The sequence below is a fragment of the Enterobacter sp. HNDS-6 genome (genome assembly GCF_039850505.1).
In the GTDB taxonomy this organism is placed as follows: Bacteria; Pseudomonadota; Gammaproteobacteria; order Enterobacterales; family Enterobacteriaceae; genus Enterobacter; species Enterobacter kobei.
On sequence record NZ_CP156673.1, the window covers coordinates 3920297 to 3944225 of the forward strand.

The following is a 23929-nucleotide window of genomic DNA, read 5'->3' on the forward strand; positions in this document are numbered from 1 at the left end:
GTACAACAATGTATTAACAGCTGGATGGCCTTGCAGGCCATTCACCCGTGCAAAATGAGGTCTGAATTCTACAAATGGGTTGTACAATCTGATAAGGTTGGTGTAGTTAGGTATGGAAGTTCTGAGCGTGAGGGAGTTAATGGCCTATTACAGTATCGGCGAAGTGGCCGAACGATGCGGTATCAACCCCGTTACGCTGCGTGCCTGGCAGCGCCGTTATGGATTGTTGAAGCCGCAGCGCAGCGAAGGGGGTCATCGTCAGTTTGACGACGAAGATATCCTGCGTATCGAAGAGATCAAGCGCCTGATGAAAAGCGGCGTTTCGGTCGGAAAAGTAAAATCCTTGCTGGAAAATAAGGAAGTGATGACTCAGGGTAACTGGGCTTCTTTCCAGGAAGAGATGATGACCGTTCTGCGTTACGCCAGCCCGGCAAAGCTGCGCGCCAAAATCGGTGAATTCCGCCGCGATCACGCGATGGATGCGCTGATCGATAACATCATTTCACCCGTCCGTCAGCGAATGAATCAGGATCAAAACACCGTACGCCATATGGCGAGTCTGTTTGACGGTGTCCTGATTGAATTTGCGATTGCAAGCCTCGCGGAATCGCGCAAGAAAGCGGGTAAAGACGCACTGCTGATTGGCTGGGAATGCGATGACCGTACACATCTTTGGCTCGAAGCCGCGCGTTTAGCCCAGAAAGGCTGGCATATTGACGTGCTGGCGGAACCCATTGATTCGCCGCGTCCTGAACTGTTCCCCGGGCAAAAAATCTTCGTCTGGACGGGAACATCGCCAACGCCCCGTCAACAGGAACAGCTCGATCACTGGCGTGAGCAGGGATTTAGCGTTTCATTTCACCACTGATTATCTGAGGCCTTGCGGCCTTTTTTTTGTTTTTACTCCTTTCCAGAGCAAAAGCTATCTTAAAAATAGGCATTTCCGATGCATATTTTACGTCCTCGTTTTGCGCTTTCTCGCTGATTAAATAAGCCATTATTTTTCAAAGTATTGAACAATTACATCCATCCCGCCCGCATCTTCAGACAGGGTCTATGCTTAATAAAAGTAGACAAAAAGGGCGGTTTAGCCGAATGCCCCTGCTGACAGAGGGTTGAAGTGATAATCGTTATCACTAACATGGTGTTATGCCCTGATGGCTAATCAGATGAGGTGGACCTATGGAACTGCATTCAGAAACCTTCAATCCTGCCGATTTTGCCTGGCGCGGTTTGACGCTCACGCCTGCGGCGGCAGCGCATATCCACGAGCTGGTGGCGAAAAAGCCCGAGATCCTCGGCGTACGTTTAGGCGTTAAGCAGACCGGCTGCGCGGGCTTTGGCTACGTGCTGGATACTGTGACCGAACCCGAAAAAGATGATCTGGTCTTTGAAACCGACGGTGCGAAGCTGTACGTCGCGCTGCAGGCCATGCCGTTTATTGACGGCACGGAAGTGGATTATGTACGGGAAGGTTTAAACCAGTTATTCAAATTTCATAACCCGAAAGCCCAGAACGAATGCGGCTGCGGCGAAAGCTTTGGGGTATAGGCGGTACTATGTCTCGTAATACTGAAGCAACGAGTGATGTAAATACCTGGAGCGGCGGGCACCTTAATTATAAAGAAGGGTTCTTCACGCAGCTGCAGACCGATGAGCTGGCGAAAGGTATCAACGAAGATGTCGTGCGCGCCATCTCGGCCAAACGCAACGAACCCGAGTGGATGCTGGAGTTCCGCCTGAGCGCTTACCGTGCCTGGCTGGAGATGGAAGAACCGCACTGGCTGAAAGCCCATTATGACAAGCTGAATTATCAGGATTACAGCTATTACTCTGCGCCATCCTGCGGCAGCTGCGATGATACGTGTGCTTCGCAGCCCGGTGCAGTACAGCAGACCGGTGCGGAGAACAGCTTCCTCAGTAAAGAGGTGGAAGAGGCGTTCAATCAGCTCGGCGTCCCCGTGCGCGAGGGGAAAGAGGTCGCCGTAGACGCTATTTTTGACTCCGTTTCGGTGGCGACCACCTATCGTGAAAAGCTGGCGGAGCAGGGGATTATTTTCTGCTCCTTTGGCGAAGCGATTCATGATCATCCCGAGCTGGTGAAAAAGTACATCGGCACCGTGGTACCGAGTAACGATAATTTCTTCGCCGCGCTCAACGCGGCGGTGGCGTCGGACGGGACCTTTATCTACGTGCCGAAAGGCGTGCGCTGTCCGATGGAGCTCTCCACCTATTTCCGCATTAACGCCGAAAAAACCGGACAGTTCGAACGCACTATTCTGGTGGCGGATGAAGGTAGCTACGTCAGCTATATCGAAGGGTGCTCGGCTCCGGTGCGCGACAGCTATCAGCTGCACGCGGCGGTCGTTGAAGTCATTATTCACAAAGACGCTGAGGTCAAATACTCAACGGTGCAGAACTGGTTCCCCGGCGACGGCAATACCGGTGGGATCCTGAACTTCGTCACCAAGCGTGCGCTGTGTGAAGGTGAAAACAGCAAAATGTCCTGGACGCAGTCGGAAACCGGCTCAGCCATTACCTGGAAGTACCCGAGCTGTATTCTGCGCGGGGATAACTCCATCGGTGAGTTTTATTCTGTGGCGCTGACCAGCGGTCATCAGCAGGCCGATACCGGCACCAAGATGATCCACATCGGTAAAAACACCAAATCCACCATCATCTCGAAAGGGATCTCCGCCGGGCACAGCCAGAACAGCTATCGCGGGCTGGTGAAAATCATGCCAACGGCGACCAACGCCCGTAACTTCACCCAATGTGACTCGATGCTTATCGGGGCCGACTGCGGAGCGCATACCTTCCCGTACGTCGAGTGCCGTAATAATTCAGCACAGCTGGAGCATGAGGCGACGACGTCGCGTATTGGGGAAGATCAGCTCTTCTACTGCCTGCAGCGCGGGATCAGTGAAGAAGATGCCATTTCGATGATTGTGAACGGCTTCTGTAAGGACGTGTTCTCTGAACTGCCGCTGGAATTCGCCGTTGAAGCACAAAAACTCCTCGCCATCAGTCTTGAACACAGCGTCGGTTAAGGGAAAGCACATGTTACGTATTAAAGATTTACAGGTTAGCGTGGAAGATAAAGCGATCCTGCGTGGCCTCAATTTTGACGTCAAACCGGGTGAAGTTCACGCCATCATGGGGCCTAACGGCTCCGGGAAAAGTACGCTTTCAGCGACGCTGGCGGGACGTGAAGATTACGAAGTGACGCACGGCTCGGTCGAATTTAACGGCAAAGATCTGCTGGAGATGTCGCCGGAAGATCGCGCGGGTGAAGGTATCTTCATGGCCTTCCAGTATCCGGTCGAAATTCCGGGCGTCAGCAACCAGTTCTTCCTTCAGACGGCGCTGAATGCGGTGCGCAAGTACCGCGGACTGGAAGCCCTGGATCGCTTCGACTTCCAGGATCTGATGGAAGAGAAGATCAAACTGCTGAAAATGCCGGAAGACCTGCTGACCCGTTCGGTCAACGTTGGTTTTTCCGGTGGCGAGAAAAAGCGTAACGATATTCTGCAGATGGCGGTGCTGGAGCCACAGCTGTGCATTCTGGATGAGACCGACTCCGGTCTGGATATCGACGCCCTGAAGATTGTCGCTGACGGGGTAAACGCCCTGCGTGACGGCAAGCGTTCGTTCATTATCGTCACTCACTACCAGCGTATTCTCGACTACATCAAGCCGGATTACGTCCACGTGCTTTACCAGGGACGTATTGTGAAATCCGGTGATTTCACGCTGGTTAAACAACTGGAGGAGCAGGGTTATGGCTGGCTTACCGAACAGCAGTAATGCACTCCAGCAGTGGCACCGGCTGTTTGAGGCGCAGGGGAATCGCTCTGAGCTGGCGCAGCAGCACCTGCAGCAGATGCTGCGCCTCGGCCTGCCGACGCGTAAACATGAAAACTGGAAATATACCCCGCTCGATGGCCTGCTGAGCGGCGAGTTTGTGGCGCGTCCGGCGGCGATCGGTCCGGAGCGACGAGATGCCCTGGCGTTGACCGTGGATGCGGTACGGCTGGTCTTTGTCGACGGCGTTTATCACCCTGAACTGAGCGATGACACCCGGGAGAGCGGTTACGGGATTGTGATTAACGACGAACGCCAGAGTCTGGGCGCCCCGGTTCAGCCGGAGGTTTTCCTGCATTTGACCGAGAGCCTCGCCCGCAGCGTGACGCATATCCAGGTTAAGCGTAACCAGCGTCCGGCCAGGCCGTTGCTTCTGATGCATATCACCCAGGGCGTAGAGGGCGATGAAATCAACACCGCCCACTATCGCCACCATCTTGAACTGGCCGAAGGGGCCGACGCGACGGTGATTGAGCATTACGTGAGTCTTAATGACACCCGCCACTTTACCGGGTCGCGTCTGACGATGAACGTTGCCGCCAATGCGCAGCTCCACCACATTAAGCTGGCGTTTGAGAACCCCCAGAGCCACCACTTCGCGCATAACGATATCCTGCTGGGACCGGATGCCGCGGCGTACAGCCATAGCTTCCTGCTCGGCGGTGCGGTGCTGCGCCATAACACCAGTACCCAGCTTAACGGTGAAAATACCACGCTGCGTATCAACAGCCTGGCGATGCCGGTCAAATCAGAAGTGTGCGATACGCGCACGTGGCTTGAGCACAACAAAGGTTACTGCAACAGCCGCCAGCTGCACAAAACCATCGTCAGCGATAAAGGACGCGCGGTATTTAATGGTCTGATTAACGTCGCGCAACACGCCATCAAGACTGACGGGCAGATGACCAACAACAATCTCCTGCTGGGACGCCTGGCGGAGGTCGACACGAAGCCGCAGTTGGAGATTTACGCCGACGACGTAAAATGCAGCCACGGCGCCACGGTCGGGCGGATCGACGACGAACAGATGTTCTACCTGCGTTCCCGCGGTATCGACCAGCAGGCGGCGCAGAAAATGATTATCTATGCCTTTGCGGCGGAGCTTACGGAAGCGCTGCATGATGGCGTACTGAAGCAGCAGGTGTTGGCCCGTATTGGTCAGCGTCTGCCCGGAGGCGAAGCATGAGTTTTCCCGTAGAGAAAGTACGGGCAGATTTCCCGGTTCTGACCCGTGAAGTGAACGGTCTGCCGCTGGCTTATCTCGACAGCGCGGCCAGCGCGCAGAAACCGAATCAGGTGGTGGATGCGGAAGCCGAGTTCTACCGCCACGGTTATGCAGCAGTACATCGGGGGATCCATACCCTGAGCGCGGAAGCCACCCAGCGCATGGAGAACGTGCGCACGCAGGTGGCTGCCTTCCTCAGTGCGCGCTCGCCGGAAGAGCTGGTGTTTGTGCGCGGCACCACCGAGGGGATTAACCTCGTCGCCAACAGTTGGGGTAACGCTCAGGTGCATGCCGGGGATAACATCATCATTACCCAGATGGAGCACCACGCTAATATCGTACCGTGGCAAATGCTGTGTGAGCGCGTTGGCGCGCAATTACGCGTCATCCCGTTGAACCTGGACGGAACGTTACAGCTTGAGCAACTTGACGCCTTGCTGGACGATAAAACGCGGCTGGTGGCGGTCACCCAGGTCTCTAACGTTCTGGGTACTGAAAACCCGGTTGCGGAGATTGTCGATAAGGCCCATCAGGCCGGGGCGAAAGTGCTGATTGACGGTGCACAGGCGGTAATGCACCACGCGGTGGATGTCCAGGCGCTGGACTGCGACTTCTACGTGTTCTCTGGACACAAGCTTTATGGCCCAACCGGTATCGGCGTGCTGTATGTGAAAGAGGACATCCTGCAGGCGATGCCGCCGTGGGAGGGGGGCGGGTCAATGATCGCTACCGTTAGCCTCTCGGAAGGGACCACCTACGCCCGTGCGCCGTGGCGTTTTGAGGCGGGCACGCCCAACACCGGTGGGATCATCGGGCTGGGGGCGGCGGTGTCTTACGTTTCCGGAACTGGCCTTGATGCCATTCAGGAGTACGAACAGCTGCTGATGCATTACGCGCTGCAGGAGCTGGCCAGCGTGCCGGACCTGACCTTGTACGGGCCGGCTTACCGACAGGGTGTGATTGCCTTTAATCTGGGACAACACCACGCCTATGACGTGGGCAGCTTCCTCGACAATTACGGCGTGGCCGTGCGCACCGGGCACCACTGCGCCATGCCGCTCATGGCCTTTTACCAGGTTCCGGCAATGTGCCGCGCATCGCTGGTGATGTATAACACAATGGAAGAGGTCGACAGGCTGGTGGCGGGGCTAAAACGCATTCACCAGTTGCTGGGCTGACAAAGAGGCGAACGATGGCAGAACTGCCGGATAAAGAGAAATTGCTGCGCAACTTTGGGCGTTGCGCAAACTGGGAAGAGAAATACCTCTACATCATTGAGCTGGGGCAGCGTCTGCCGCCGCTTAGTGAAGAGGCGCATACCCCGGAGAACAGTATTCAGGGCTGTCAAAGCCAGGTGTGGATTGTGATGGCGCAGTCTGACGATGGCACGATAACCCTGCAGGGTGACAGCGATGCGGCAATAGTAAAAGGGCTGATTGCGGTGGTCTTTATTCTTTATCACCAGATTTCAGCGCAGGATATTGTCGCCTTCGATGTCCGCCCGTGGTTTGAAAAAATGGCCCTCACCCAACACCTCACCCCGTCTCGTTCCCAGGGACTGGAAGCGATGATTCGCGCCATTCGCGCCAAAGCGGCAATCCTTAGCTAGACTTACAGAACAGCATTCATTCTGTTTCGCGAGGTGGTTCCCGCCTCGCTGGTTTTTCAGCTTTCTGGCATTCTGCCAGTGAATAAGGAATCTCAGCATGAAGCGCGCGTCTCTCATCACTCTATTACTCCTCAGTTCGCTCGGTGCACTTAATTCGGCCCGCGCGATGGACTATCCGTTGCCACCCGCAGGCAGTCGCCTGATTGGGCAAAATCAAACCTACACCATACAGGAAGGGGATAATAAGCTGCAGACTATCGCCCGCCGGTTTAATACCGCGGCGCAGGTGATCCTCGAAACGAACAATACGATTGCGCCGGTAAACCCTGCACCGGGAACCGTTATCACGATCCCGTCGCAGATGCTGCTACCCGACACGCCGCGCGAGGGTATTGTTGTGAACCTCGCTGAGCTGCGGCTTTACTATTTCCCGCCGGGAGAGAACATTGTCCAGGTTTTCCCCCTTGGCATCGGGCAACTGGGGCTGGAAACACCGGTGAGCACGACCCGCGTCAGTCAAAAAATCCCGAACCCAACCTGGACGCCGACGGCCGGTATCAGAGCCCGTTCGCTGGCACAGGGAATTAAACTGCCTCCTGTGGTTCCCGCAGGGCCAAATAACCCGCTGGGACGCTATGCCCTGCGTTTGGGTATTGGTAATGGGGAATATCTTATCCACGGAACCAGTGCGCCAGACAGCGTTGGCTTGCGCGTCAGTTCCGGCTGTATGCGAATGAACGCCCCGGATATTAAAGCCCTGTTCGAACAGGTACGGGTTGGTACTCGGGTACAAATCATCAATGAGCCAGTGAAATTCGCGGTCGAGCCGGATGGTAAACGCTATATTGAGGTCCATCGTCCGCTGGCGCAGGTGGAAGGTGAAAACCCACAGATTTCGCCCATTACGCACTCCGCCGACTTTGCGACCTTTGTTTCACAGTCCGGAAGCGATAAGGCGCTGATCGATAAAGCCCTGGCGCGCCGTGCGGGGATCCCGGTTGTGGTTTCTGCGGGAAGCGGCCCGTCGGCCAGTAACAGCGTATTGTCAGTGCAGAATAGTCGTGTGTCCGCGGCGGTAGCGGAAGAGGCAGGGGAGAAGATGACGCAGTAGAGTCGTTTGACGCAGGCAAAAAAAATGGCGCACAATGTGCGCCATTTTATTAACAGGTACTATTACTTACGGTATTTAGTAGCCTGGTTGTCCAGACGCTGGTTAGCGCGAGCTGCGTCGTCTTTAGCAGCCTGAACGTCGGAACGCATTGCGTTCACGTCGTTGCTCAGCTGGTCAACTTTAGCGTTCAGAGTCTGAACGTCAGAAGACAGCTGATCGATTTTAGCGTTGCTGGAGCAACCAGCCAGCAGAGTAGAACCCAGGATTACCGCGCCCAGTACCAGTTTAGTACGATTCATTATTAATACCCTCTAGATTGAGTTAATCTCCATGTAGCGTTACAAGTATTACACAAAGTTTTTTGGGTTGAGAATATTTTTTTGATGGGAATACGCCTATTTTTGATCGTTCGCTCAAAGAAGCATCGAATCGGCCCTTTTTGAGTAAAAAGCTATGTAAAAAAAGGCATTTTTCATCGGATTCATCTTAGATAATTCGCAATTAAATAGAAAAACCCGATTTGCTTTTTGAATGAGTTTGGCTAATGACAGGAATAAAAAAAGCGCCCATTGGGCGCTTTTTATCAAAATTAATTCGTTCGTGAATTATTACAGCACGTGAACGGATGCAGTATTGGTCGTTCCGCTTGGTACCAGCGCACCAGAAACCATAACCACAACGTCGCCTTTCTGTGCCAGACCGCTTTCCAGAGCCATAGCTTTACCCTGAATGTAGAAATCGTCAGTAGAGGCAATCTCTTTAACCAGGTGTGCAACGACGCCTTTGCTCAGCACCAGCTGACGCGCGGTGGTTTCGTTGGTGGTCAGGGCCAGGATAGTGGCATCCGGGAAGTATTTACGCACTGCACGCGCAGATTTACCGCCCTGGGTCGCAACCACAATCAGTGGCGCTTCCAGTTTCTCAGCAGTTTCTACCGCACCGCGGCAAACGGCTTCGGTGATGCGCAGCTTGCGGCTGTCGTTATTGAAGTCCAGACGGCTGGTCATCACGCGGTCAGTACGTTCACAGATGGTCGCCATAATGCCAACCGCTTCCAGAGGATATTTCCCTTTTGCGGATTCGCCGGACAGCATAACAGCATCGGTACCGTCGAGGATGGCGTTAGCCACGTCGCCTGCTTCAGCGCGGGTTGGGCGTGGGTTTTTGATCATAGAGTCCAGCATCTGCGTAGCGGTAATAACCACTTTACGCGCGCGAACACATTTTTCGATCATCATCTTCTGCGCGAAGATCACTTCTTCAACCGGGATTTCAACGCCCAGGTCGCCACGTGCAACCATGATGCCGTCAGACGCTTCGAGGATTTCGTCGAAGTTGTTCAGGCCTTCCTGGTTTTCGATTTTGGAGATGATCTGGATCTTCTCGCCGCCGTGCGCTTTAAGGTGCTCGCGAATTTCGACCACGTCAGAACGCTTACGGATGAAGGACGCTGCAACGAAGTCAACGCCTTGTTCGCAGCCGAAGATCAGGTCTTGCTTGTCTTTTTCAGCCAGTGCTGGCAGCGCGATAGAAACGCCCGGCAGGTTAACGCCTTTGTTTTCGCCCAGGTCGCCGTTGTTCAGCACTTTACAGATAACCTTGTTACCTTCAATCGCGGTCACTTCCATACCTATCAGACCATCGTCGACCAGGACGGTGTTACCGACGGACAGATCGCTGGTGAAGCCTTCATAGGTGACCGCAACGATTTCGCTGTTACCCACAACGGATTTGTCCGTGGTGAAGGTGAACGTCTGGCCTGCTTTCAGAGAGACGTCGTTGCCGCCTTCCAGTTTGATGGTACGGATTTCCGGACCTTTGGTGTCGAGCAGGATAGCCGCTTTTTTACCGGTTTTGCTCATCACGTTGCGCAAGTTCTGGATACGCTGACCGTGTTCTGCATAGTCACCGTGAGAGAAGTTCAGACGCATCACGTTCATGCCGGCGTCCAGCATTTTGCTCAGCATCTCTTCGGATTCGGTTTTCGGGCCGATAGTACAAACAATTTTCGTCTTTTTCATGACAGTCTTAGTCTTTAAGTTGGGAAGGATATGGAAATCTCGCTCCGGGGGCGCACCGCCGCAGAGTCAAACCTGTGTTGCAAAAGAGTATATGACACGCACTAAGGATAGGAGACATCAAATGAGCGTGCAGAAGAAAGTGTGCCTGAGTGACAGCCCAACGAAGGAGAGGAGAAGTTGTACGTTGTTTTTTGTATTCCAAGCGCTGAAACCATTCACCAGGGATTTGGCGCGCATTATACGCTGATTTTAAGATAAAAGGAAAATGGAAACGGTGTTTCAGAAATAATCAATGCCGTTTTACATAATATTGTTATCAACGCGTTAAGCCATGATGACAACTTATCGCGGCAGGTGATTGACCTGCCGCATTTTGCTTATTTTTGCAGCGCCTCACTGAGGTCGGCGATGAGGTCTTTAGGATCTTCAATCCCCACCGACAGGCGAATCAGCTGTGGCATAATACCGTTTGCCAGCCGTTGCGCCAGCGGAATCGAGGCGTGCGTCATGCTGTAAGGCTGGCTCACCAGACTCTCCACGCCGCCCAGGCTTTCCGCAAGGGTGAACAACGTCAGGTTGCGAATCACCTCTGTGGCGCGTTGCGCATCACCTTTCACCACGACAGAAATCATCCCGCCGGGCAGCGCCATCTGCGTGCGGGCAAGCTGATATTGCGGGTGCGACTCCAGTCCGGGATAAAAGACCCGTTCAACCAGCGGATGCTGTTCCAGCCATTGCGCAATCGCCAGCGCGTTGCTGCTGTGTCTCTCTATGCGCAGCGAAAGGGTACGAATACCGCGCAGGGTCAGGAAGCTGCTAAACGGGTCCAGTACGCCGCCAACCGCGTTCTGCAGGTAGCCAAGCCTGTCCGCCAGCGCCGGATTATCACCCACCACCGCCAGCCCGGCCACCACGTCAGAGTGGCCGTTAAGGTATTTGGTTGCTGAGTGCACCACGATGTCGAAACCCGACGCCAGCGGACGGTGAATGACCGGCGATGCGAAGGTGTTATCCGCCACGCTGATAACGTTATGACGACGGGCGATGTCAGCGATAGCCGCTAAATCCGCCAGCTTCAGCAGCGGGTTGGTGGGGGTTTCAACCCAGATCATGCGGGTGTCCGGGCGAATGGCCGCCTCAAGCCCGGCTAGATCGTCCGGCTTAACCCAGCTGACCTGCAGACCGGTGCTGCGTTTGCGGACATTTTCAATCAGGCGATATGTGCCGCCGTAGACGTCATCAATGGCGACGATATGGCTGTCTTTATCCAGTAGTTCAAGCACGGTGGAGATGGCGGCGAGGCCGGATGCAAAGGCGTAGCCGCGCGTTCCGCCTTCCAGTTCGGCGATGGCGGTTTCAAGCGCATGGCGCGTCGGATTGCCGCTGCGGGAATACTCATAGCCGGTATGCTCCCCGGGAGAGGGTTGCGCAAACGTCGAGGTGGCGTAAATAGGCGGCATAACGGCGCCATGCTGATCATTGAACGCGCCGCTGTGGACGCTCAGGGTTGCCAGGTTTTTCATCATCTGTTCCTTATGGCTGAAGACGGTTGCGCCACGCGGTCAGCACGTCGCTGCGCGTAATCAAACCGAGAAAACGGTCGTTGTCATTAATGACGGCCACCAGACCGCGGTCGAAGATGGCGTGCAGGGCGCTTTCCGGGGCGCGTTTATCGAGAAATTCCACCTGACGCGTCATGGCCTCTGTCACGGTAAGGGCGAAGCGGTCAGCTTCACCGCCGATATGCCGCAACAGATCCCACTCGTCGATAATGCCGACGACCTGACCGTTTTCCAGTACCGGCAGCTGGGAGATGTCGTACAGGCGCATGCGTGCCAGAACGGTGGAGAGCGTGTCATCCGGGGCGGCGGTGACGGTAGCGCCTTCATCGTGGCGCAGGGCAATGTAGTCAGAGAGATCGCCTGCCTGAGGGCGCGCGATGAGCCCCTGCTGGCGCATCCAGTCGTCGTTGAACATCTTCGAGAGATATTTATTGCCGCTGTCGCAGGCGAAGGTCACCACGCGTTTCGGCGTGGCTTGCGCCTGGCAATATTTCAGCGCCGCCGCCAGCAGGGTGCCGCTGGAGGAGCCCGCCAGAATGCCTTCCGTTTTCAGCAACTCACGCGCGGTGGCAAACGCTTCGCGGTCGGTAATGCGCCACGCGCGGTTCACGCCTTCAATGTGGGCCAGCGGTGGAATAAAGTCTTCGCCAATGCCCTCAACCAGCCAGGCGCCCGCATCGTGGTAGCGACCGGTCTCGACCTGATCGGCGAGCACAGACCCGGCCGGGTCGGCCAGCACAAACTCCGTATGTGGAGAATTCTCGGCAAACCACGCCTGCAGGCCGCCCAGCGTGCCGCCTGAGCCGACGCCGACCACGATGGCGTCAATTCTGCCGTCAAGCTGCTCATACAGTTCCGGTGCCGTGGTGGTGCGATGTGCCAGCGGGTTAGCGTCGTTATTGAACTGGTCGATATAAAACGCGCCCGGCAGTTCATCGGCCAGGCGCTGGGCGTAATCCTGGTAATAGGCCGGATGCCCCTTATTGACGTCGGAACGGGTCAGTATCACCTGGGCACCCAGCGCGCGCAGGTGGAAAATCTTCTCGCGGCTCATTTTGTCCGGCACCACCAGGATAAGCGTATAGCCTTTCTGGGCGGCGATCAGCGCCAGCCCGAGGCCGGTATTCCCCGCCGTTGCTTCAATAATCGTGCCACCCGGCCGTAGCTGGCCGGTACGCTCCGCGTCGTTAATCATCGACAACGCCACGCGATCTTTAATGGAGCCGCCGGGGTTTTGGTTCTCCAGCTTCAGAAACAGCGAGCAGGGACCGGTATCAAGCTTGTGCAGCTGGATCAGCGGTGTCCGGCCAATCAGTTCGGTGACGGAGTGGTAGATCGTCATGATGTTTTCCTTTCTGGGTGTCATGACGGGATGATAGGGCGGAGAAATTTTCGCAATAAAGAACACTTCACTGCTTTTTATAACAGACGGGAATATCAGTGCTGTTTTTGGATGTCAGGACAGCAAGACGTAAAGTTGTCTGGAAGTGAGGATGGCTATCTCGGCATAAAATGCTGCAATAATGACCGTTTTTTTAGCATATCAGTCAAGCGCTATGCGTCTGGCAGATAATCATTGCTGAAATCAATCTAAATACTTCCCGCCGTGTAGCGTCGTTGTTTATTACTGAAAGTTATAACACATGCTTTTTTGTTCATTTAAAAACTGATAACGCCTGTTTACTATCGTTTGGACATCCATACTTCTAAACCGCCATTGGCGGATCGGATAATGAATTAGAATGATTGTACTCAGAAATATTTCGAAGGTTTTTGACAACGGTAAGGCGGCGCTCACAGCCGTTGATAACGTCAATTTGACGATTGAGCAGGGACAGGTTTACGGCATTATCGGCTACAGCGGCGCCGGGAAAAGCACGCTGATTCGTCTGCTGAACGGTCTGGAGAAACCCAGCGCTGGCAGCGTCACGATTAACGGGCAGGACATCTCCGCCGCAAAAGGTGAAGCCCTGCGTCAGGCTCGCCTGAAAATCAGTATGGTGTTCCAGCACTTCAACCTGCTGTGGTCGCGCACGGTAAGTGAGAATATCGCGTTCTCCATGCAGATCGCCGGTGTGCCAAAAGCCAGAATCAAGGCTCGCGTGGAGGAACTGGTGGCGCTGGTGGGGCTGAAAGGGCGTGAGAATGCCTACCCGTCACAGCTAAGCGGCGGACAAAAACAGCGCGTGGGGATTGCGCGCGCGCTGGCCAATAACCCGGACGTTTTGCTGTGTGATGAAGCCACGTCCGCACTCGATCCGCAGACCACCGATCAGATCCTCGATCTGCTGCTGGATATCAACCGTCGTTTCAAGCTGACCATCGTGCTGATCACCCACGAAATGCATGTGGTGCGCAAGATCTGCGACCGCGTGGCGGTGATGGAAAACGGTAAGGTGGTGGAAGAGGGGGATGTGCTGAGTGTATTCACCCATCCGCAGCAGCCGATTACGCAGCAGTTTGTCCGCCAGGTAAGTCAGTACGCCGAGGAAGAAACCTTCAATACCGAACTGGCAAACGATCTGGAAGGCACGGTCATCCGTCTGACCTTTACCGGCCACAGCACGCACAAGCCGGTCGTGGGTGAGCTGACCCTGCGCTACGGTCTGCCGTTTAACATCCTGCACGGGAAAATGACGCAAACCGCCCACGGCGTTTTCGGCCAGCTCTGGGTCCACGTCGTGGCATCTGATGAACAACTGAACAATATCCTCGCCGACCTGAAGCACAGCGATATTGAAGGCGAGGTCATTAAACATGGCTGAGAATCTCTTCCCGCACCTCAAATGGGATCAGCTCTGGTCGGCGACGCAGGAGACGCTGTACATGACCGCGCTTTCCGGGGTGGCGACCTTTGTGCTGGGGATCGTGCTGGGCCTGGCGCTGTTCTTAACCGCGCGCGGCGGGCTGTTTCAAAACCGCACGGTCTACAGCGTGATTTCGATTGTGGTGAACGTGTTTCGCTCAATACCGTTCATCATTCTGATCGTCCTGTTGATCCCGTTCACCAAGACCATCGTCGGTACCATTCTTGGTGCCAACGCGGCGCTGCCGGCCCTGATTGTGGGGGCCGCGCCGTTCTACGCACGCCTGGTGGAGATTGCCCTGCGCGAAGTGGACAAAGGGGTAATCGAAGCAACGCGCTCAATGGGCGCACGACTGAGCACGCTCGTGTTTCGGGTTTTACTGCCGGAATCATCACCTGCACTGGTATCAGGGATAACGGTAACGCTGATTGCGCTGGTGAGTTACAGCGCCATGGCGGGGGTGATTGGCGCCGGCGGTTTGGGAAATCTGGCTTATCTGGAAGGATTCCAGCGCAACCATGGTGACGTCACGCTGGTGGCAACGGTGACCATTCTGATCATCGTTTTCATTATCCAGTTCTGCGGCGACGCTATGACTTCTCTGTTAGATAAACGCTAATAAATACACACAGGAACCACATCATGAAAAAGACACTGACACTGATCGCCGCAGCCACCCTGAGCGCCCTGAGCTTCGCCTCCTGGGCGGATACGCTGACTGTGGGCGCATCCAACACCCCGCACGCCGAAATTCTGGAGCAGGCAAAGCCGATTCTGGCGAAGCAGGGGATTGACCTGGAGATTAAACCGTTCCAGGACTACATTCTGCCCAACACCGCGCTGGCGGGTCATGACATTGACGCCAACTATTTCCAGCATATTCCTTACCTGAACAGCGTGCTGAAAGATCACGCGGGCGATAAGGATTACGATTTTGTCAGTGCGGGTGCTATCCACATTGAGCCAATCGGTATCTACTCCAAAAAGTACAAGTCGCTGAAGGACCTGCCGGAAGGCGGTAAGATCATTATGCGTGATGCCGTTTCCGAAGAAGGCCGTATTCTCTCCATCTTTGAAAAAGAGGGCGTGATCAAGCTGAAGCCCGGCATCGACAAAGTGACGGCGCGTATCAGCGACATCGTTGAGAACCCGAAGAAGCTGAAGTTCACGCCTAACGTCGAAGCCTCTCTGCTGCCGCAGATGTACAACAACGATGAAGGCGCTGCGGTCGTGATTAACGCCAACTATGCGATTGACGCCGGTCTGGACCCGGTGCACGACCCGATTGCGGTAGAGAGCGGTGAAAATAACCCGTACGCCAACATCATTACCGTGCATCGCGGTGACGAGAAGAAGAAGGACATCGTCGCACTGGTGAACGTGCTGCACTCCAAAGAGATTCAGGACTGGATCCGCACCAAATACAAAGGTGCTGTGATTCCGGTTAATAACTAATTAGCTGATTTTACAGATGAAGCCCGGCGAGATCCTCGCCGGGCTTCTTTTTTGTATCCGGCAGGAGAATCATTTAAGCTCAACGTTTAAAAGGCAACGGAGTGATGACGATGGGTAACGTGACCAAAGATGAAGCGCTGTACCAGGAGATGTGCCGGGTGGTCGGTAAGGTGGTGCTTGAGATGCGTGATTTAGGGCAGGAGCCGAAGCATATTGTCATTGCGGGTGTGCTGCGCACGGCGCTGGCGAACCAGCGCATCAAGCGTAGCGAATTGACAACCGAAGCGATGGAGACGGTGGTTAAAGCGCTGGCCGGGTGATGCGCCCGCGTTTCGCGCGTTTCTCAGATCCCGCATATCAACAGTCGTTATTGTTATTTCCCCTCCATTGTTAATGGGTGTTTTACTGAACGCAGGTGAAGCAAGAGGGGCAAGACGATGAAAAAATGGATCAGCACGTTACGGCGGTTTTTTGCCACCCGACCTGTGAATGCGGAGAACAGCGCGCAACGTGTTCTTGAGTCAATACTGCCTGCCGCCAGCCTGTACGGTGTGGACGTTGCTAACATAGACCCGGAGTGGTTCCATGATAAAACGTCACGCTGAACTGCGCCGCACGCGCGAAATGTACTGGAATGAGCTGTGCGTTACGTGTGTAAAGCCACAATGAGGAGAAAAGTACGCGGTGAATCATTCGGTTAATTAACCCGTTGTTTGTTACCTATAGGTCCTTTCATTAATGGAGATAATGATGAAACGGACCACCTTAACCACGGCTCTTTCAGCCCCTGCGTTACTTCTCGCCATGCATGCGGCAGATGCTGCGCCACAGGCTCATGTCGTCTGCGGCTACTCCCATACCCTTGGCGATGATGCCATTATGATGTTTGGCAGACCCAACGAGGCCATGCTGCATGACTTCTTCGGCAACACGCACACCGATGCCAGCTCGACCAGGGAAACCCTGCGCACGCTGGAAGAAACCACCTGCGATAATAAAGCGGATAGCTCGGCATACTGGGCACCTTCGCTGCGGCTGCCTGATGGCACTATCGTAAAACCCGCGTATCAAAAAACCTATTATCAGGCCTCGAATGTGGAAACCTGGCCGCTGCAGCCTTTCCCGGCGGGGCTATCACTGCTGGCGGGGGATCACCATGGATCTGCGCCTAACCCGCATATCACGTTCTTATGTGCTAACGGCAAAGGTTACACGACAAAAACAGGCGAAGTGTGCGGGCTACGCAAGGCGGGAGACGCCGTGCAGTTTAATATCGGTATTCAGTTTCCCAACTGCTGGGATGGCGTGAATCTCAAGCCCGCTCACGGCGTTGCCAATGCGACGTACAATACGAAAGGGCAATGCCCGACCGCGTTTCCGGTGAAAATTCCGACCGTGAACATGAACATCGCGTATGTGCTTCCGACAATTTCATCCCTTGATACCAGCAAAGTACAGCTTTCCCTCGATCCCATTATGCATGGTGACGAACGCGAAGAACGCTGGGGAAGTCTCTACACTGCGCATGCTGATTTCATGAATGGCTGGACGGAAGAGGGGGCGCGCTTTATGACCGAGCTGTGTATGAATCGCGGGCTGGACTGTGGCACGACCGTGCCATATGCCTATTCAAAAGCGCAGGCAAACGTCTGGCTAAGCAGCCTTGAGTCGGAGCTCTCCCAGCCTCAGCCGCAGGCTTTGCTGGTGCAGGATAACTGGCAGAACGGAGGCCGAACCCAAAACAGTGAAACCCTCTCACTGGTGAAGTTTACGATCCCGCCGCTGCCAGCGGGGCAGGATCCTTCTCTGTTTAAATATCGCGTTCGCATTTATGGCGGTAAGGTGGAAACTGACGGCGCCGATCAGATCTTCTTCTATCCGGCCAGCAACGACTGGGATCCTGCAACGGTGAGCTGGACTGACCGCCCGGCCTGCAGTTATCGATCCGATGCTGTGCTGTATCTCAACCACTCGCGCGAGTACAGAATGGTGGATGTCGACAAAGCCGTGCGCAAGGCGCTGGCGGAAGGGAAAACCGAAATATCGTGGTATATCGGCGGCGACCGCCAGGGAAACCATTACCAGTTTGAACCGGCTTCTTCGGCGCAAAGCCTTGTACTGATGCTGACGGGGTTTAAAAAGACGCCTGAACTCTAAGCCTCCGTTGAGCGCCAAAAAAAAAGCACCGGCTGACCGGTGCTTTTTATCAGATCTTGCAGGCATCACCGCAGTCGTCGTCGGCGACAATCGCCTGGGCTTTTTTGTCCGCGTCATCCAGACGTTCCGCGTTGCGTTCTTCCGCTTCATCCAGTCCGTTAAAAACCAGGTTATCGAGATCAATTTCCATGTTGCACCTGCTATGTTCAGTTATTGATACGGGCACAGTATAGGGCAAAAAAAGCCAGCAATGTACCACGCAGCACATAAGGATAATCCCTGCCATACTCAGTGCTTTATCACTGAGGAGCGCTCATGATTACACTCTGTAAAACCTGCGGTACTTCCTACGATGCACAGCCGGAAAGATGCCCGATTTGCGAGGATGAACGTCAGTATGTCCCGGCCAGCGGCCAGGCGTGGATCGAGTATGAGACGGTAACGGCCACGCACGCGAATAAATGGCAGCAGCTGGAGCCGCAGTTGTACAGCATCAAAACGGTACCGTCTTTTGCGATTAACCAGCGCGCGTTGCTGCTGCGTACCCCACACGGCAATATTTTGTGGGACTGCATCGCCAACCTTGACCCGGCCACCCACGCTATCATCACCGCGCTCGGCGGCCTCCGCGCCATTGCGATTTCCCATCCGCACTATTACACCACCATGCAGGAGTGGGCCGCGGCGTTTGATGCGCCGGTCTATCTGCACGCCAGCGATCGCGAGTGGGTGATGCGCGACAGTCCGGCGATTGTTTACTGGGAGGGCGATGCGCTGGAGATCGTGCCATCGGTTACTTTGCTGCGTCTCGGCGGCCATTTCGCAGGCGGCACGGTGCTGCACTGGCAGGAAGGCGAGGGCGTTTTGCTGGCGGGGGATATTCTGCAGGTCACCCCCGGGAAGGATGCGGTGTCGTTTATGTGGAGCTACCCGAATATGCTTCCGTTGCCTGCCCGCAAGGTTGAGGAGGTCACCCGGCGCCTGGTGGGCAAATCTTTCGCCCGTCTTTACGGCGCGTTCGAAGGGCAGAACATTCCGGCGAATGCCGACGCTATCGTTCAGCGGTCGGGCCAGAAATATATTGCTTGTCTGAAGTGAAGCGCGATGGGTAAACTTTACGAGTGTGATCGCGATCATACCTAAACTAAAACAGATAAAAGAGAAATTGCTATGCAACATATCATTGAAGGTTTTCTCAGCTTTCAAAAAGAGATTTTCCCGCAACGTAAAGAGCTCTTTCGCAGTTTAGCGTCCAGCCAGAATCCCAAAGCGCTGTTCATCTCATGCTCCGACAGCCGTCTGGTCCCGGAACTGGTTACTCAGCAAGAGCCGGGACAACTCTTTGTCATTCGTAATGCTGGTAATATTGTGCCGCCGTTCGGGCCTGAGCCTGGCGGTGTCTCTGCCACTATCGAATACGCGGTTGTGGCGCTGGGCGTGACGGATATCGTCATCTGCGGCCACTCCAACTGTGGCGCGATGAAGGCGATTGCCGATAACGCGAACCTGGAGCCGATGCCTGCTGTTTCACACTGGCTGCGCTATTCCGATGCGGCCAAAGCCGTGGTTGAGAAGAAAACCTGGGATAAGCCGCTCGATAAAGTGAATGCGATGGTGCAGGAGAACGTGTTTGCGCAACTGAGCAACATTAAGACTCACCCGTCCGTCGCGGTGGGGCTGCGTAACAACTCCCTTCGCCTGCACGGCTGGGTCTATGACATTGAAAGCGGCGAAATTCGTGCCCTGGATAAAGCGACGAAAACCTTTGTCTCGCTGTCTGAAAACCCGGACGTCTTCTTCGAGTAATATCGCGTTGCAGGGCATGGAAGCCCTGTCAGTTCTCTACGTACGGTAATCGACGCCGTAAACCTGTGGCCGGTTTTTCAGCCGCCCTGGCCATCGCCTCTGCAATCTCTGCACACTCCGCCAGCCCCTGAACAAAGGGATGATCGTGCATCAGCCACGGTATCGCGCCAAACGCGATGCGCCCGCGAACCGTATCAGGCGCATTTAGCGTGTAATCTTCACCGACATCGGGTATCTCATCGCCGGTCGTTTCCAGCGCTCTGCGCAGTGAGGGGAAAGGCAGATCTTTGGTTTTGAGCGGCTTTTGCCCGCGTGCATCGATGAAAACGTCAAAGCGGTAAACGGTCTCTTTTGTGGACACCACCGTGCGGTCGCTGCCAACATCCAGCGTATAGTCGTCGCCCAGGGCCGCCACGCTGATGATGCCAGCCTCGCGAAGCGCAAGCAGTCTGCGGATAGACTGCGGAGGGATCGCCGCATAGTTGTCGATAAACACGCGGGCCAGCCCGTTTTTGAAGCGCTCTCTGTCCTGATCGCTAAGATGGGGAACAATCTCCTGAACGACCTCATGCAGCCGAAGGACGGTATAGCGCCAGGCGACGGTGCGCCGTTCGCGTTTGTTCCGTTCAACTTCATTGAGGTTCTCTTCCGCCCAGCTAAACGGACCGTGCTGTTGACGATCCTCAAACCAGGCGTCACGCAGGCTGTCGGCGTTGTGGCGTTGCAGAGAAATTTTCTCGCACCATGCCGGGTCGGCACGTTGAAGCTCTTTCACCATCAGGGCAAAAATGCGGTCAAGCAGGCCATCCGATCCTTTGGCTATCTCGCCTTCAACCACGGATGCGGTTAAAACGGACAGCGGTTCGTAAGGGATAGGGCAGTAAAAATCGGCTTCCGGCAGAATGCCTGTCCGCGACATCAGCGTAATGTTTAACGCTTCACTGCCTTTGTCTAGGATGAATTTACCGTCACGAAACTCACCGTGCTGCATCACCACCGCCATCGCCGCATCCAGACCGCTTAACGATGTTCCCATAATGCCAACGCGGCAAGGGGGAATACGGGCGTCCATCAGACCGGACCACGGGCTTGGGAAGAATGTTCGCGTGGCTTCGTCCTCGTCTGGCCAGACGTGACCGGTGGCGATAACCGCAAGGTCAAAGCGTTCAGGAAAGACGTTACCATTGACGGAAAGCGTGACGCCGGCTGAGGAGGGAATGACGTCGGTAACGGCGGCGGATTCATGGATGTTAACCTCGAACCCCTGCTTTTTAGCTTCTTTGACGATGGTTCGCAAGCTGTCGCGAAAATATTCACCCAGCAGGATCCGGGGCAGGAACTGCCGATCGTGGAGCGTGGTTTTATCTACCTTAAAACGCGCCAGATGCGCTTCGCTCTGTCCCTTCAGCCAGTCGAGGTAGGTCATAAAAATGGGCGGGATTTCAATGCTCGCAATGTTCGCCAGCATCAGGCGAGAATTATCGTCGTCGTTATAAGGCATGCCCACGCCAGCGTCATCGGCCTGTTCAAAGACGGAAACTGAGAGCGGGGTGCTGTTTTTAAGCAGATGATAAAAGGTGTAAATCCCTGTGGGGCCGGAGCCGATAATGGCGATACTCTTCATCAACGCGCTTCCTGTATTTTTTCCATAAGAAAAGCGTAGCAGGAGAATAATGATGAAAATAAGGGATTAAGAAAAATCAGGGTATCTGAAGAGGATTTGCACCATTTCAGGACTGAAATGGTGCGTCCGAGTGGACTCGAACCACCGACCCCCACCATGTCAAGGTGGTGCTCTAACCAACTGAGCTACGGACGCAGAATGGTGCGTTCAATTGGACTCGAACCAACGACCCCCACCATGTCAAGGTGGTGCTCTAACCAACTGAGCTATGAACGCAACGTGTTGTCGGTGACAACGGGGACGAATATTAGCGGCACAGCATCAAGGTGGCAAGAGGGAAAATGCATTTTTCTCTCTGATTTCACGCGATTGCTTCATTACCGCGCAAAGTGAAGAGAAAGTAGCCGCCAGCAGACGGCTACTGCGTATTTAACGCGCAGCGCGTTGCAAAATCACGGTTGATGGCTGGCGCTGCAGGAAGCGCATGCGCATCATCATCATGATCGCGGCTGACGTCAGACCAATGATAAAGCCCATCCAGAACCCGGCGGGTCCCATGCGGTCAACCACCAGATCGGTCAGGGCCAGGATGTAGCCGCACGGCAGTCCCAGTACCCAGTAGGCGATGAAGGTGATAAAGAAGATGGAGCGCGTATCTTTGTATCCGCGAAGCACGCCACTGCCAATCACCTGGATAGAGTCTGAAATCTGGTACACCGCGGCGAGCAGCATCAGGTGCGAGGCCAGTGCCACCACTTCCGGGTTGTCGTTATAGAGCAGGGCAATTTGCTCGCGTAATGCAACGGTAAAGAGCGCCGTACAGACCGCCATGCAGACACCGACGCCCAGCCCGGTCCGTGCGGCCGTTTGCGCATCCAGCGTCGAGCCCTGGCCCAGGCGGAAGCCGACGCGAATCGTCACCGCCGCCGCCAGCGACATCGGCAGAACGAACATCAGGGAGCTGAAGTTGAGCGCAATCTGGTGCCCGGCCACGTTAACGATCCCCAGTGGGGAGACCAGCAGGGCGACGACGGCAAAGAGCGTCACTTCAAAAAACAGGGCCAGCGCAATCGGCAAGCCTAACTGCATCAGGCGCGTCATGATGCTCCAGTCCGGCGTACTGAATCTTTTCTCATTACGAATATCGCGCATAGAGCGGGCGTGTTTCACAAAGGTAAGCATACAGAAGAACATTACCCAGTAGACCGCCGCGGTTGCCACGCCGCAGCCGACGCCGCCCAGCTCTGGCATCCCGAAATGACCGTAAATAAAGATATAGTTCACCGGAATATTCACCAGCAGGCCGATAAAGCCCATCACCATCCCGGGCTTGGTTTTCGCCAGGCCTTCGCACTGGTTACGCGCCACCTGGAAGAAGAGGTAGCCCGGTGCCCCCCAGAGCAGGGCACGCAGATAGCCCACGGCTTTGTCAGCCAGTGCCGGGTCAATGTTATCCATCGCGCGAATGATATGACCGGCGTTCCAGAGCACGACCATAATCAGCACGGAGACAAATCCGGCCAGCCAGAACCCCTGGCGGACCTGATGGGCAATGCGTTCGCGACGTCCCGAACCATTAAGTTGAGCAATAACCGGCGTCAGCGCGAGCAGCAGACCATGGCCGAACAGGATGGCCGGAAGCCAGATTGATGTACCGATGGCGACGGCCGCCATATCAGTGGCGCTATAGCCACCTGCCATGACGGTATCCACAAATCCCATTGCGGTCTGGGCCACTTGCGCGATGATCACTGGTATCGCCAGTGCCAATAACTGCCGCGCTTCATTCATGTACTTCTGCACGTGAACACCTTTATTTTGTAGTTATAAGAGAGACTAAAAAAGCCGCCGAAACGGGCAGCAAGAAGAAAATGCGGGGGGTGCCAGCTATTGTAGCGGGCTTTAGCTATTTATCTAGTGAAAAAATCGCCAGAAAATGCGCTCCGCTGGCAACCTCTTTTTCCAACTGTTATTGTGGTGGGATTAAACGGTGTAACCACCGTCCGGAGAAAACAGGAGTTGTAAGCATGTTTACTGGTATTGTGCAGGGCACTGCCAAAGTGGTGTCCATTGATGAAAAACCTAATTTTCGTACGCATGTTGTAGAGCTGCCGGAATATATGCTTGATGGCATCGAAACCGGCGCCTCGATTGCCCATAACGGCTGCTGTCTGACCGTCACCGAAATTAATGGCAACAAGATCAGCTTTGATTTAATGAAAGAGACCCTGCGTATTACTAATCTGGGCGAGCTGGCTGTAGGTGATACCGTCAACGTTGAGCGTGCGGCGAAGTTCAGTGATGAGATTGGCGGCCATCTGATGTCGGGGCACATCATGACCACGGCTGAAGTGGCGAAAATCGTGACATCGGAAAATAACCGTCAAATCTGGTTCAAAATGCAGGATCCGTCATTAATGAAATACATCCTCTATAAAGGATTTATTGGCATTGATGGGATTAGCCTGACGGTTGGAGAAGTGACGGCAACGCGTTTTTGCGTGCATTTAATTCCTGAAACGCTGCAACGCACCACGCTGGGTTCGAAAAAACTCGGGCATCGCGTGAATATCGAAATCGATCCGCAAACCCAGGCGGTAGTGGATACGGTTGAGCGCGTGCTGGCGGCAAAAGAAGCGGCAATAATAACGAGCACAGAAGACGAATAAAAAATAACCCCGGGTAACC

Annotated in this window: 24 protein-coding genes and 2 tRNA genes; 17 read left to right on the forward strand and 9 right to left on the reverse strand. The window is 54.8% G+C overall.

Annotated features, from left to right (window positions below; genetic code table 11):
• Positions 1–139 precede the first annotated feature (139 nt).
• From ABFI50_RS18370 to ABFI50_RS18405, 8 genes are all read left to right on the forward strand, one after another.
• Positions 140–868 (forward strand): MerR family transcriptional regulator, encoded by a 729-nt coding sequence (locus ABFI50_RS18370; RefSeq protein ID WP_014883529.1) that lies wholly within the window; start codon positions 140–142, stop codon positions 866–868.
• 314 nt (positions 869–1182) lie between these two features.
• Complete coding sequence (gene sufA, locus ABFI50_RS18375) at positions 1183–1551, forward strand: Fe-S cluster assembly scaffold SufA (protein ID WP_008500631.1); 369 nt, start codon at positions 1183–1185, stop codon at positions 1549–1551.
• Between the two features lie 8 nt (positions 1552–1559).
• Positions 1560–3050 (forward strand): Fe-S cluster assembly protein SufB, encoded by a 1491-nt coding sequence (gene sufB / locus ABFI50_RS18380; RefSeq protein WP_014883530.1) that lies wholly within the window; start codon positions 1560–1562, stop codon positions 3048–3050.
• 10 nt (positions 3051–3060) lie between these two features.
• A complete protein-coding gene (sufC, locus tag ABFI50_RS18385) occupies positions 3061–3807 on the forward strand; it encodes a Fe-S cluster assembly ATPase SufC (protein ID WP_032636843.1) in 747 nt (248 codons plus the stop codon).
• Positions 3782–5050, forward strand: coding sequence for a Fe-S cluster assembly protein SufD (gene sufD, locus ABFI50_RS18390; RefSeq protein ID WP_014883532.1), 1269 nt, complete (start codon positions 3782–3784; stop codon positions 5048–5050). Before sufC ends, sufD begins: the two co-directional genes overlap by 26 nt.
• Complete coding sequence (gene sufS / locus ABFI50_RS18395; protein WP_347484750.1) at positions 5047–6267, forward strand: cysteine desulfurase SufS; 1221 nt, start codon at positions 5047–5049, stop codon at positions 6265–6267. Before sufD ends, sufS begins: the two co-directional genes overlap by 4 nt.
• A 14-nt stretch (positions 6268–6281) precedes the next feature.
• The gene (gene sufE / locus ABFI50_RS18400) at positions 6282–6698 is read left to right on the forward strand and encodes a cysteine desulfuration protein SufE (protein ID WP_347484753.1); all 417 of its coding nucleotides are present in this window, start codon (positions 6282–6284) and stop codon (positions 6696–6698) included.
• 97 nt (positions 6699–6795) lie between these two features.
• Entirely contained in the window at positions 6796–7809 is a 1014-nt protein-coding gene (locus tag ABFI50_RS18405; protein ID WP_014883535.1) for a L,D-transpeptidase family protein, read from the forward strand.
• Between the two features lie 62 nt (positions 7810–7871).
• Here the strand turns inward: ABFI50_RS18405 and lpp are convergent, their stop codons facing one another.
• The 4 genes from lpp to ABFI50_RS18425 all read right to left on the reverse strand — a co-directional run bounded on the left by lpp (position 7872) and on the right by ABFI50_RS18425 (position 12734).
• Entirely contained in the window at positions 7872–8108 is a 237-nt protein-coding gene (lpp, locus tag ABFI50_RS18410; protein ID WP_001082307.1) for a murein lipoprotein Lpp, read from the reverse strand.
• 309 nt (positions 8109–8417) lie between these two features.
• Positions 8418–9830 (reverse strand): pyruvate kinase PykF, encoded by a 1413-nt coding sequence (gene pykF, locus ABFI50_RS18415; protein WP_014883536.1) that lies wholly within the window; start codon positions 9828–9830, stop codon positions 8418–8420.
• 377 nt (positions 9831–10207) lie between these two features.
• Positions 10208–11353: a PLP-dependent aspartate aminotransferase family protein gene (locus ABFI50_RS18420; RefSeq protein ID WP_248229199.1), complete on the reverse strand. Its 1146-nt coding sequence runs from the start codon at positions 11351–11353 to the stop codon at positions 10208–10210.
• Positions 11354–11363: 10 nt separating this feature from the next.
• Positions 11364–12734, reverse strand: coding sequence for a cystathionine beta-synthase (locus tag ABFI50_RS18425; RefSeq protein WP_347484760.1), 1371 nt, complete (start codon positions 12732–12734; stop codon positions 11364–11366).
• A 400-nt stretch (positions 12735–13134) separates the two neighbouring features.
• On the opposite strand from ABFI50_RS18425, the gene ABFI50_RS18430 reads away from it, so the two are divergent.
• From ABFI50_RS18430 to ABFI50_RS18455, 6 genes are all read left to right on the forward strand, one after another.
• Entirely contained in the window at positions 13135–14157 is a 1023-nt protein-coding gene (locus ABFI50_RS18430; RefSeq protein ID WP_176260608.1) for an ATP-binding cassette domain-containing protein, read from the forward strand.
• Positions 14150–14818 carry a methionine ABC transporter permease gene (locus tag ABFI50_RS18435; RefSeq protein WP_045282011.1) on the forward strand — a complete coding sequence of 223 codons (669 nt, stop codon included), beginning with the start codon at positions 14150–14152 and terminating at the stop codon, positions 14816–14818. The genes ABFI50_RS18430 and ABFI50_RS18435 overlap by 8 nt, the downstream gene beginning before the upstream one ends.
• A 23-nt stretch (positions 14819–14841) precedes the next feature.
• On the forward strand, positions 14842–15654 hold the full coding sequence (locus tag ABFI50_RS18440) for a MetQ/NlpA family ABC transporter substrate-binding protein (protein ID WP_063142945.1): 813 nt from the start codon (positions 14842–14844) through the stop codon (positions 15652–15654).
• A 110-nt stretch (positions 15655–15764) separates the two neighbouring features.
• Positions 15765–15974, forward strand: a complete 210-nt coding sequence (gene fumD, locus ABFI50_RS18445) for a fumarate hydratase FumD (protein ID WP_014883541.1) — start codon at positions 15765–15767, stop codon at positions 15972–15974.
• A 117-nt stretch (positions 15975–16091) separates the two neighbouring features.
• Positions 16092–16259 (forward strand): hypothetical protein, encoded by a 168-nt coding sequence (locus ABFI50_RS18450; protein ID WP_014883542.1) that lies wholly within the window; start codon positions 16092–16094, stop codon positions 16257–16259.
• Positions 16260–16404: 145 nt separating this feature from the next.
• On the forward strand, positions 16405–17811 hold the full coding sequence (locus ABFI50_RS18455; RefSeq protein ID WP_347486137.1) for a DUF1996 domain-containing protein: 1407 nt from the start codon (positions 16405–16407) through the stop codon (positions 17809–17811).
• A 49-nt stretch (positions 17812–17860) separates the two neighbouring features.
• Here the strand turns inward: ABFI50_RS18455 and ABFI50_RS18460 are convergent, their stop codons facing one another.
• Entirely contained in the window at positions 17861–18001 is a 141-nt protein-coding gene (locus tag ABFI50_RS18460) for a hypothetical protein (RefSeq protein WP_003857665.1), read from the reverse strand.
• Between the two features lie 125 nt (positions 18002–18126).
• On the opposite strand from ABFI50_RS18460, the gene ABFI50_RS18465 reads away from it, so the two are divergent.
• Entirely contained in the window at positions 18127–18909 is a 783-nt protein-coding gene (locus ABFI50_RS18465) for an MBL fold metallo-hydrolase (protein ID WP_347484764.1), read from the forward strand.
• 72 nt (positions 18910–18981) lie between these two features.
• Positions 18982–19617 carry a carbonic anhydrase gene (locus ABFI50_RS18470; protein ID WP_014883545.1) on the forward strand — a complete coding sequence of 212 codons (636 nt, stop codon included), beginning with the start codon at positions 18982–18984 and terminating at the stop codon, positions 19615–19617.
• Positions 19618–19645: 28 nt separating this feature from the next.
• Here ABFI50_RS18470 and ABFI50_RS18475 read toward each other — a convergent pair whose 3' ends face one another.
• The 4 genes from ABFI50_RS18475 to mdtK all read right to left on the reverse strand — a co-directional run bounded on the left by ABFI50_RS18475 (position 19646) and on the right by mdtK (position 23044).
• Positions 19646–21241, reverse strand: coding sequence for an FAD-NAD(P)-binding protein (locus ABFI50_RS18475; RefSeq protein ID WP_347484766.1), 1596 nt, complete (start codon positions 21239–21241; stop codon positions 19646–19648).
• A 118-nt stretch (positions 21242–21359) separates the two neighbouring features.
• Positions 21360–21436 (reverse strand) — tRNA-Val (locus ABFI50_RS18480).
• Positions 21437–21440: 4 nt separating this feature from the next.
• A tRNA-Val gene (locus ABFI50_RS18485) sits at positions 21441–21517 on the reverse strand.
• 153 nt (positions 21518–21670) lie between these two features.
• Positions 21671–23044 carry an MdtK family multidrug efflux MATE transporter gene (gene mdtK, locus ABFI50_RS18490; RefSeq protein WP_014883547.1) on the reverse strand — a complete coding sequence of 458 codons (1374 nt, stop codon included), beginning with the start codon at positions 23042–23044 and terminating at the stop codon, positions 21671–21673.
• A gap of 224 nt (positions 23045–23268) precedes the next feature.
• Here mdtK and ABFI50_RS18495 point away from each other — a divergent pair, with 224 nt between their 5' ends.
• Positions 23269–23910, forward strand: a complete 642-nt coding sequence (locus tag ABFI50_RS18495; RefSeq protein WP_014883548.1) for a riboflavin synthase — start codon at positions 23269–23271, stop codon at positions 23908–23910.
• Positions 23911–23929 lie beyond the last annotated feature (19 nt).

Coding starts and splice junctions, on each gene's coding strand:
- ABFI50_RS18370 (WP_014883529.1), top strand. CDS start 140: ATGGCCTATTACAGTATCGGCGAAGTGGCCGAACGATGCGGTATCAAC.
- sufA (WP_008500631.1), top strand. CDS start 1,183: ATGGAACTGCATTCAGAAACCTTCAATCCTGCCGATTTTGCCTGGCGC.
- sufB (WP_014883530.1), top strand. CDS start 1,560: ATGTCTCGTAATACTGAAGCAACGAGTGATGTAAATACCTGGAGCGGC.
- sufC (WP_032636843.1), top strand. CDS start 3,061: ATGTTACGTATTAAAGATTTACAGGTTAGCGTGGAAGATAAAGCGATC.
- sufD (WP_014883532.1), top strand. CDS start 3,782: ATGGCTGGCTTACCGAACAGCAGTAATGCACTCCAGCAGTGGCACCGG.
- sufS (WP_347484750.1), top strand. CDS start 5,047: ATGAGTTTTCCCGTAGAGAAAGTACGGGCAGATTTCCCGGTTCTGACC.
- sufE (WP_347484753.1), top strand. CDS start 6,282: ATGGCAGAACTGCCGGATAAAGAGAAATTGCTGCGCAACTTTGGGCGT.
- ABFI50_RS18405 (WP_014883535.1), top strand. CDS start 6,796: ATGAAGCGCGCGTCTCTCATCACTCTATTACTCCTCAGTTCGCTCGGT.
- lpp (WP_001082307.1), bottom strand. CDS start 8,108: ATGAATCGTACTAAACTGGTACTGGGCGCGGTAATCCTGGGTTCTACT.
- pykF (WP_014883536.1), bottom strand. CDS start 9,830: ATGAAAAAGACGAAAATTGTTTGTACTATCGGCCCGAAAACCGAATCC.
- ABFI50_RS18420 (WP_248229199.1), bottom strand. CDS start 11,353: ATGAAAAACCTGGCAACCCTGAGCGTCCACAGCGGCGCGTTCAATGAT.
- ABFI50_RS18425 (WP_347484760.1), bottom strand. CDS start 12,734: ATGACGATCTACCACTCCGTCACCGAACTGATTGGCCGGACACCGCTG.
- ABFI50_RS18430 (WP_176260608.1), top strand. CDS start 13,135: ATGATTGTACTCAGAAATATTTCGAAGGTTTTTGACAACGGTAAGGCG.
- ABFI50_RS18435 (WP_045282011.1), top strand. CDS start 14,150: ATGGCTGAGAATCTCTTCCCGCACCTCAAATGGGATCAGCTCTGGTCG.
- ABFI50_RS18440 (WP_063142945.1), top strand. CDS start 14,842: ATGAAAAAGACACTGACACTGATCGCCGCAGCCACCCTGAGCGCCCTG.
- fumD (WP_014883541.1), top strand. CDS start 15,765: ATGGGTAACGTGACCAAAGATGAAGCGCTGTACCAGGAGATGTGCCGG.
- ABFI50_RS18450 (WP_014883542.1), top strand. CDS start 16,092: ATGAAAAAATGGATCAGCACGTTACGGCGGTTTTTTGCCACCCGACCT.
- ABFI50_RS18455 (WP_347486137.1), top strand. CDS start 16,405: ATGAAACGGACCACCTTAACCACGGCTCTTTCAGCCCCTGCGTTACTT.
- ABFI50_RS18460 (WP_003857665.1), bottom strand. CDS start 18,001: ATGGAAATTGATCTCGATAACCTGGTTTTTAACGGACTGGATGAAGCG.
- ABFI50_RS18465 (WP_347484764.1), top strand. CDS start 18,127: ATGATTACACTCTGTAAAACCTGCGGTACTTCCTACGATGCACAGCCG.
- ABFI50_RS18470 (WP_014883545.1), top strand. CDS start 18,982: ATGCAACATATCATTGAAGGTTTTCTCAGCTTTCAAAAAGAGATTTTC.
- ABFI50_RS18475 (WP_347484766.1), bottom strand. CDS start 21,241: ATGAAGAGTATCGCCATTATCGGCTCCGGCCCCACAGGGATTTACACC.
- ABFI50_RS18495 (WP_014883548.1), top strand. CDS start 23,269: ATGTTTACTGGTATTGTGCAGGGCACTGCCAAAGTGGTGTCCATTGAT.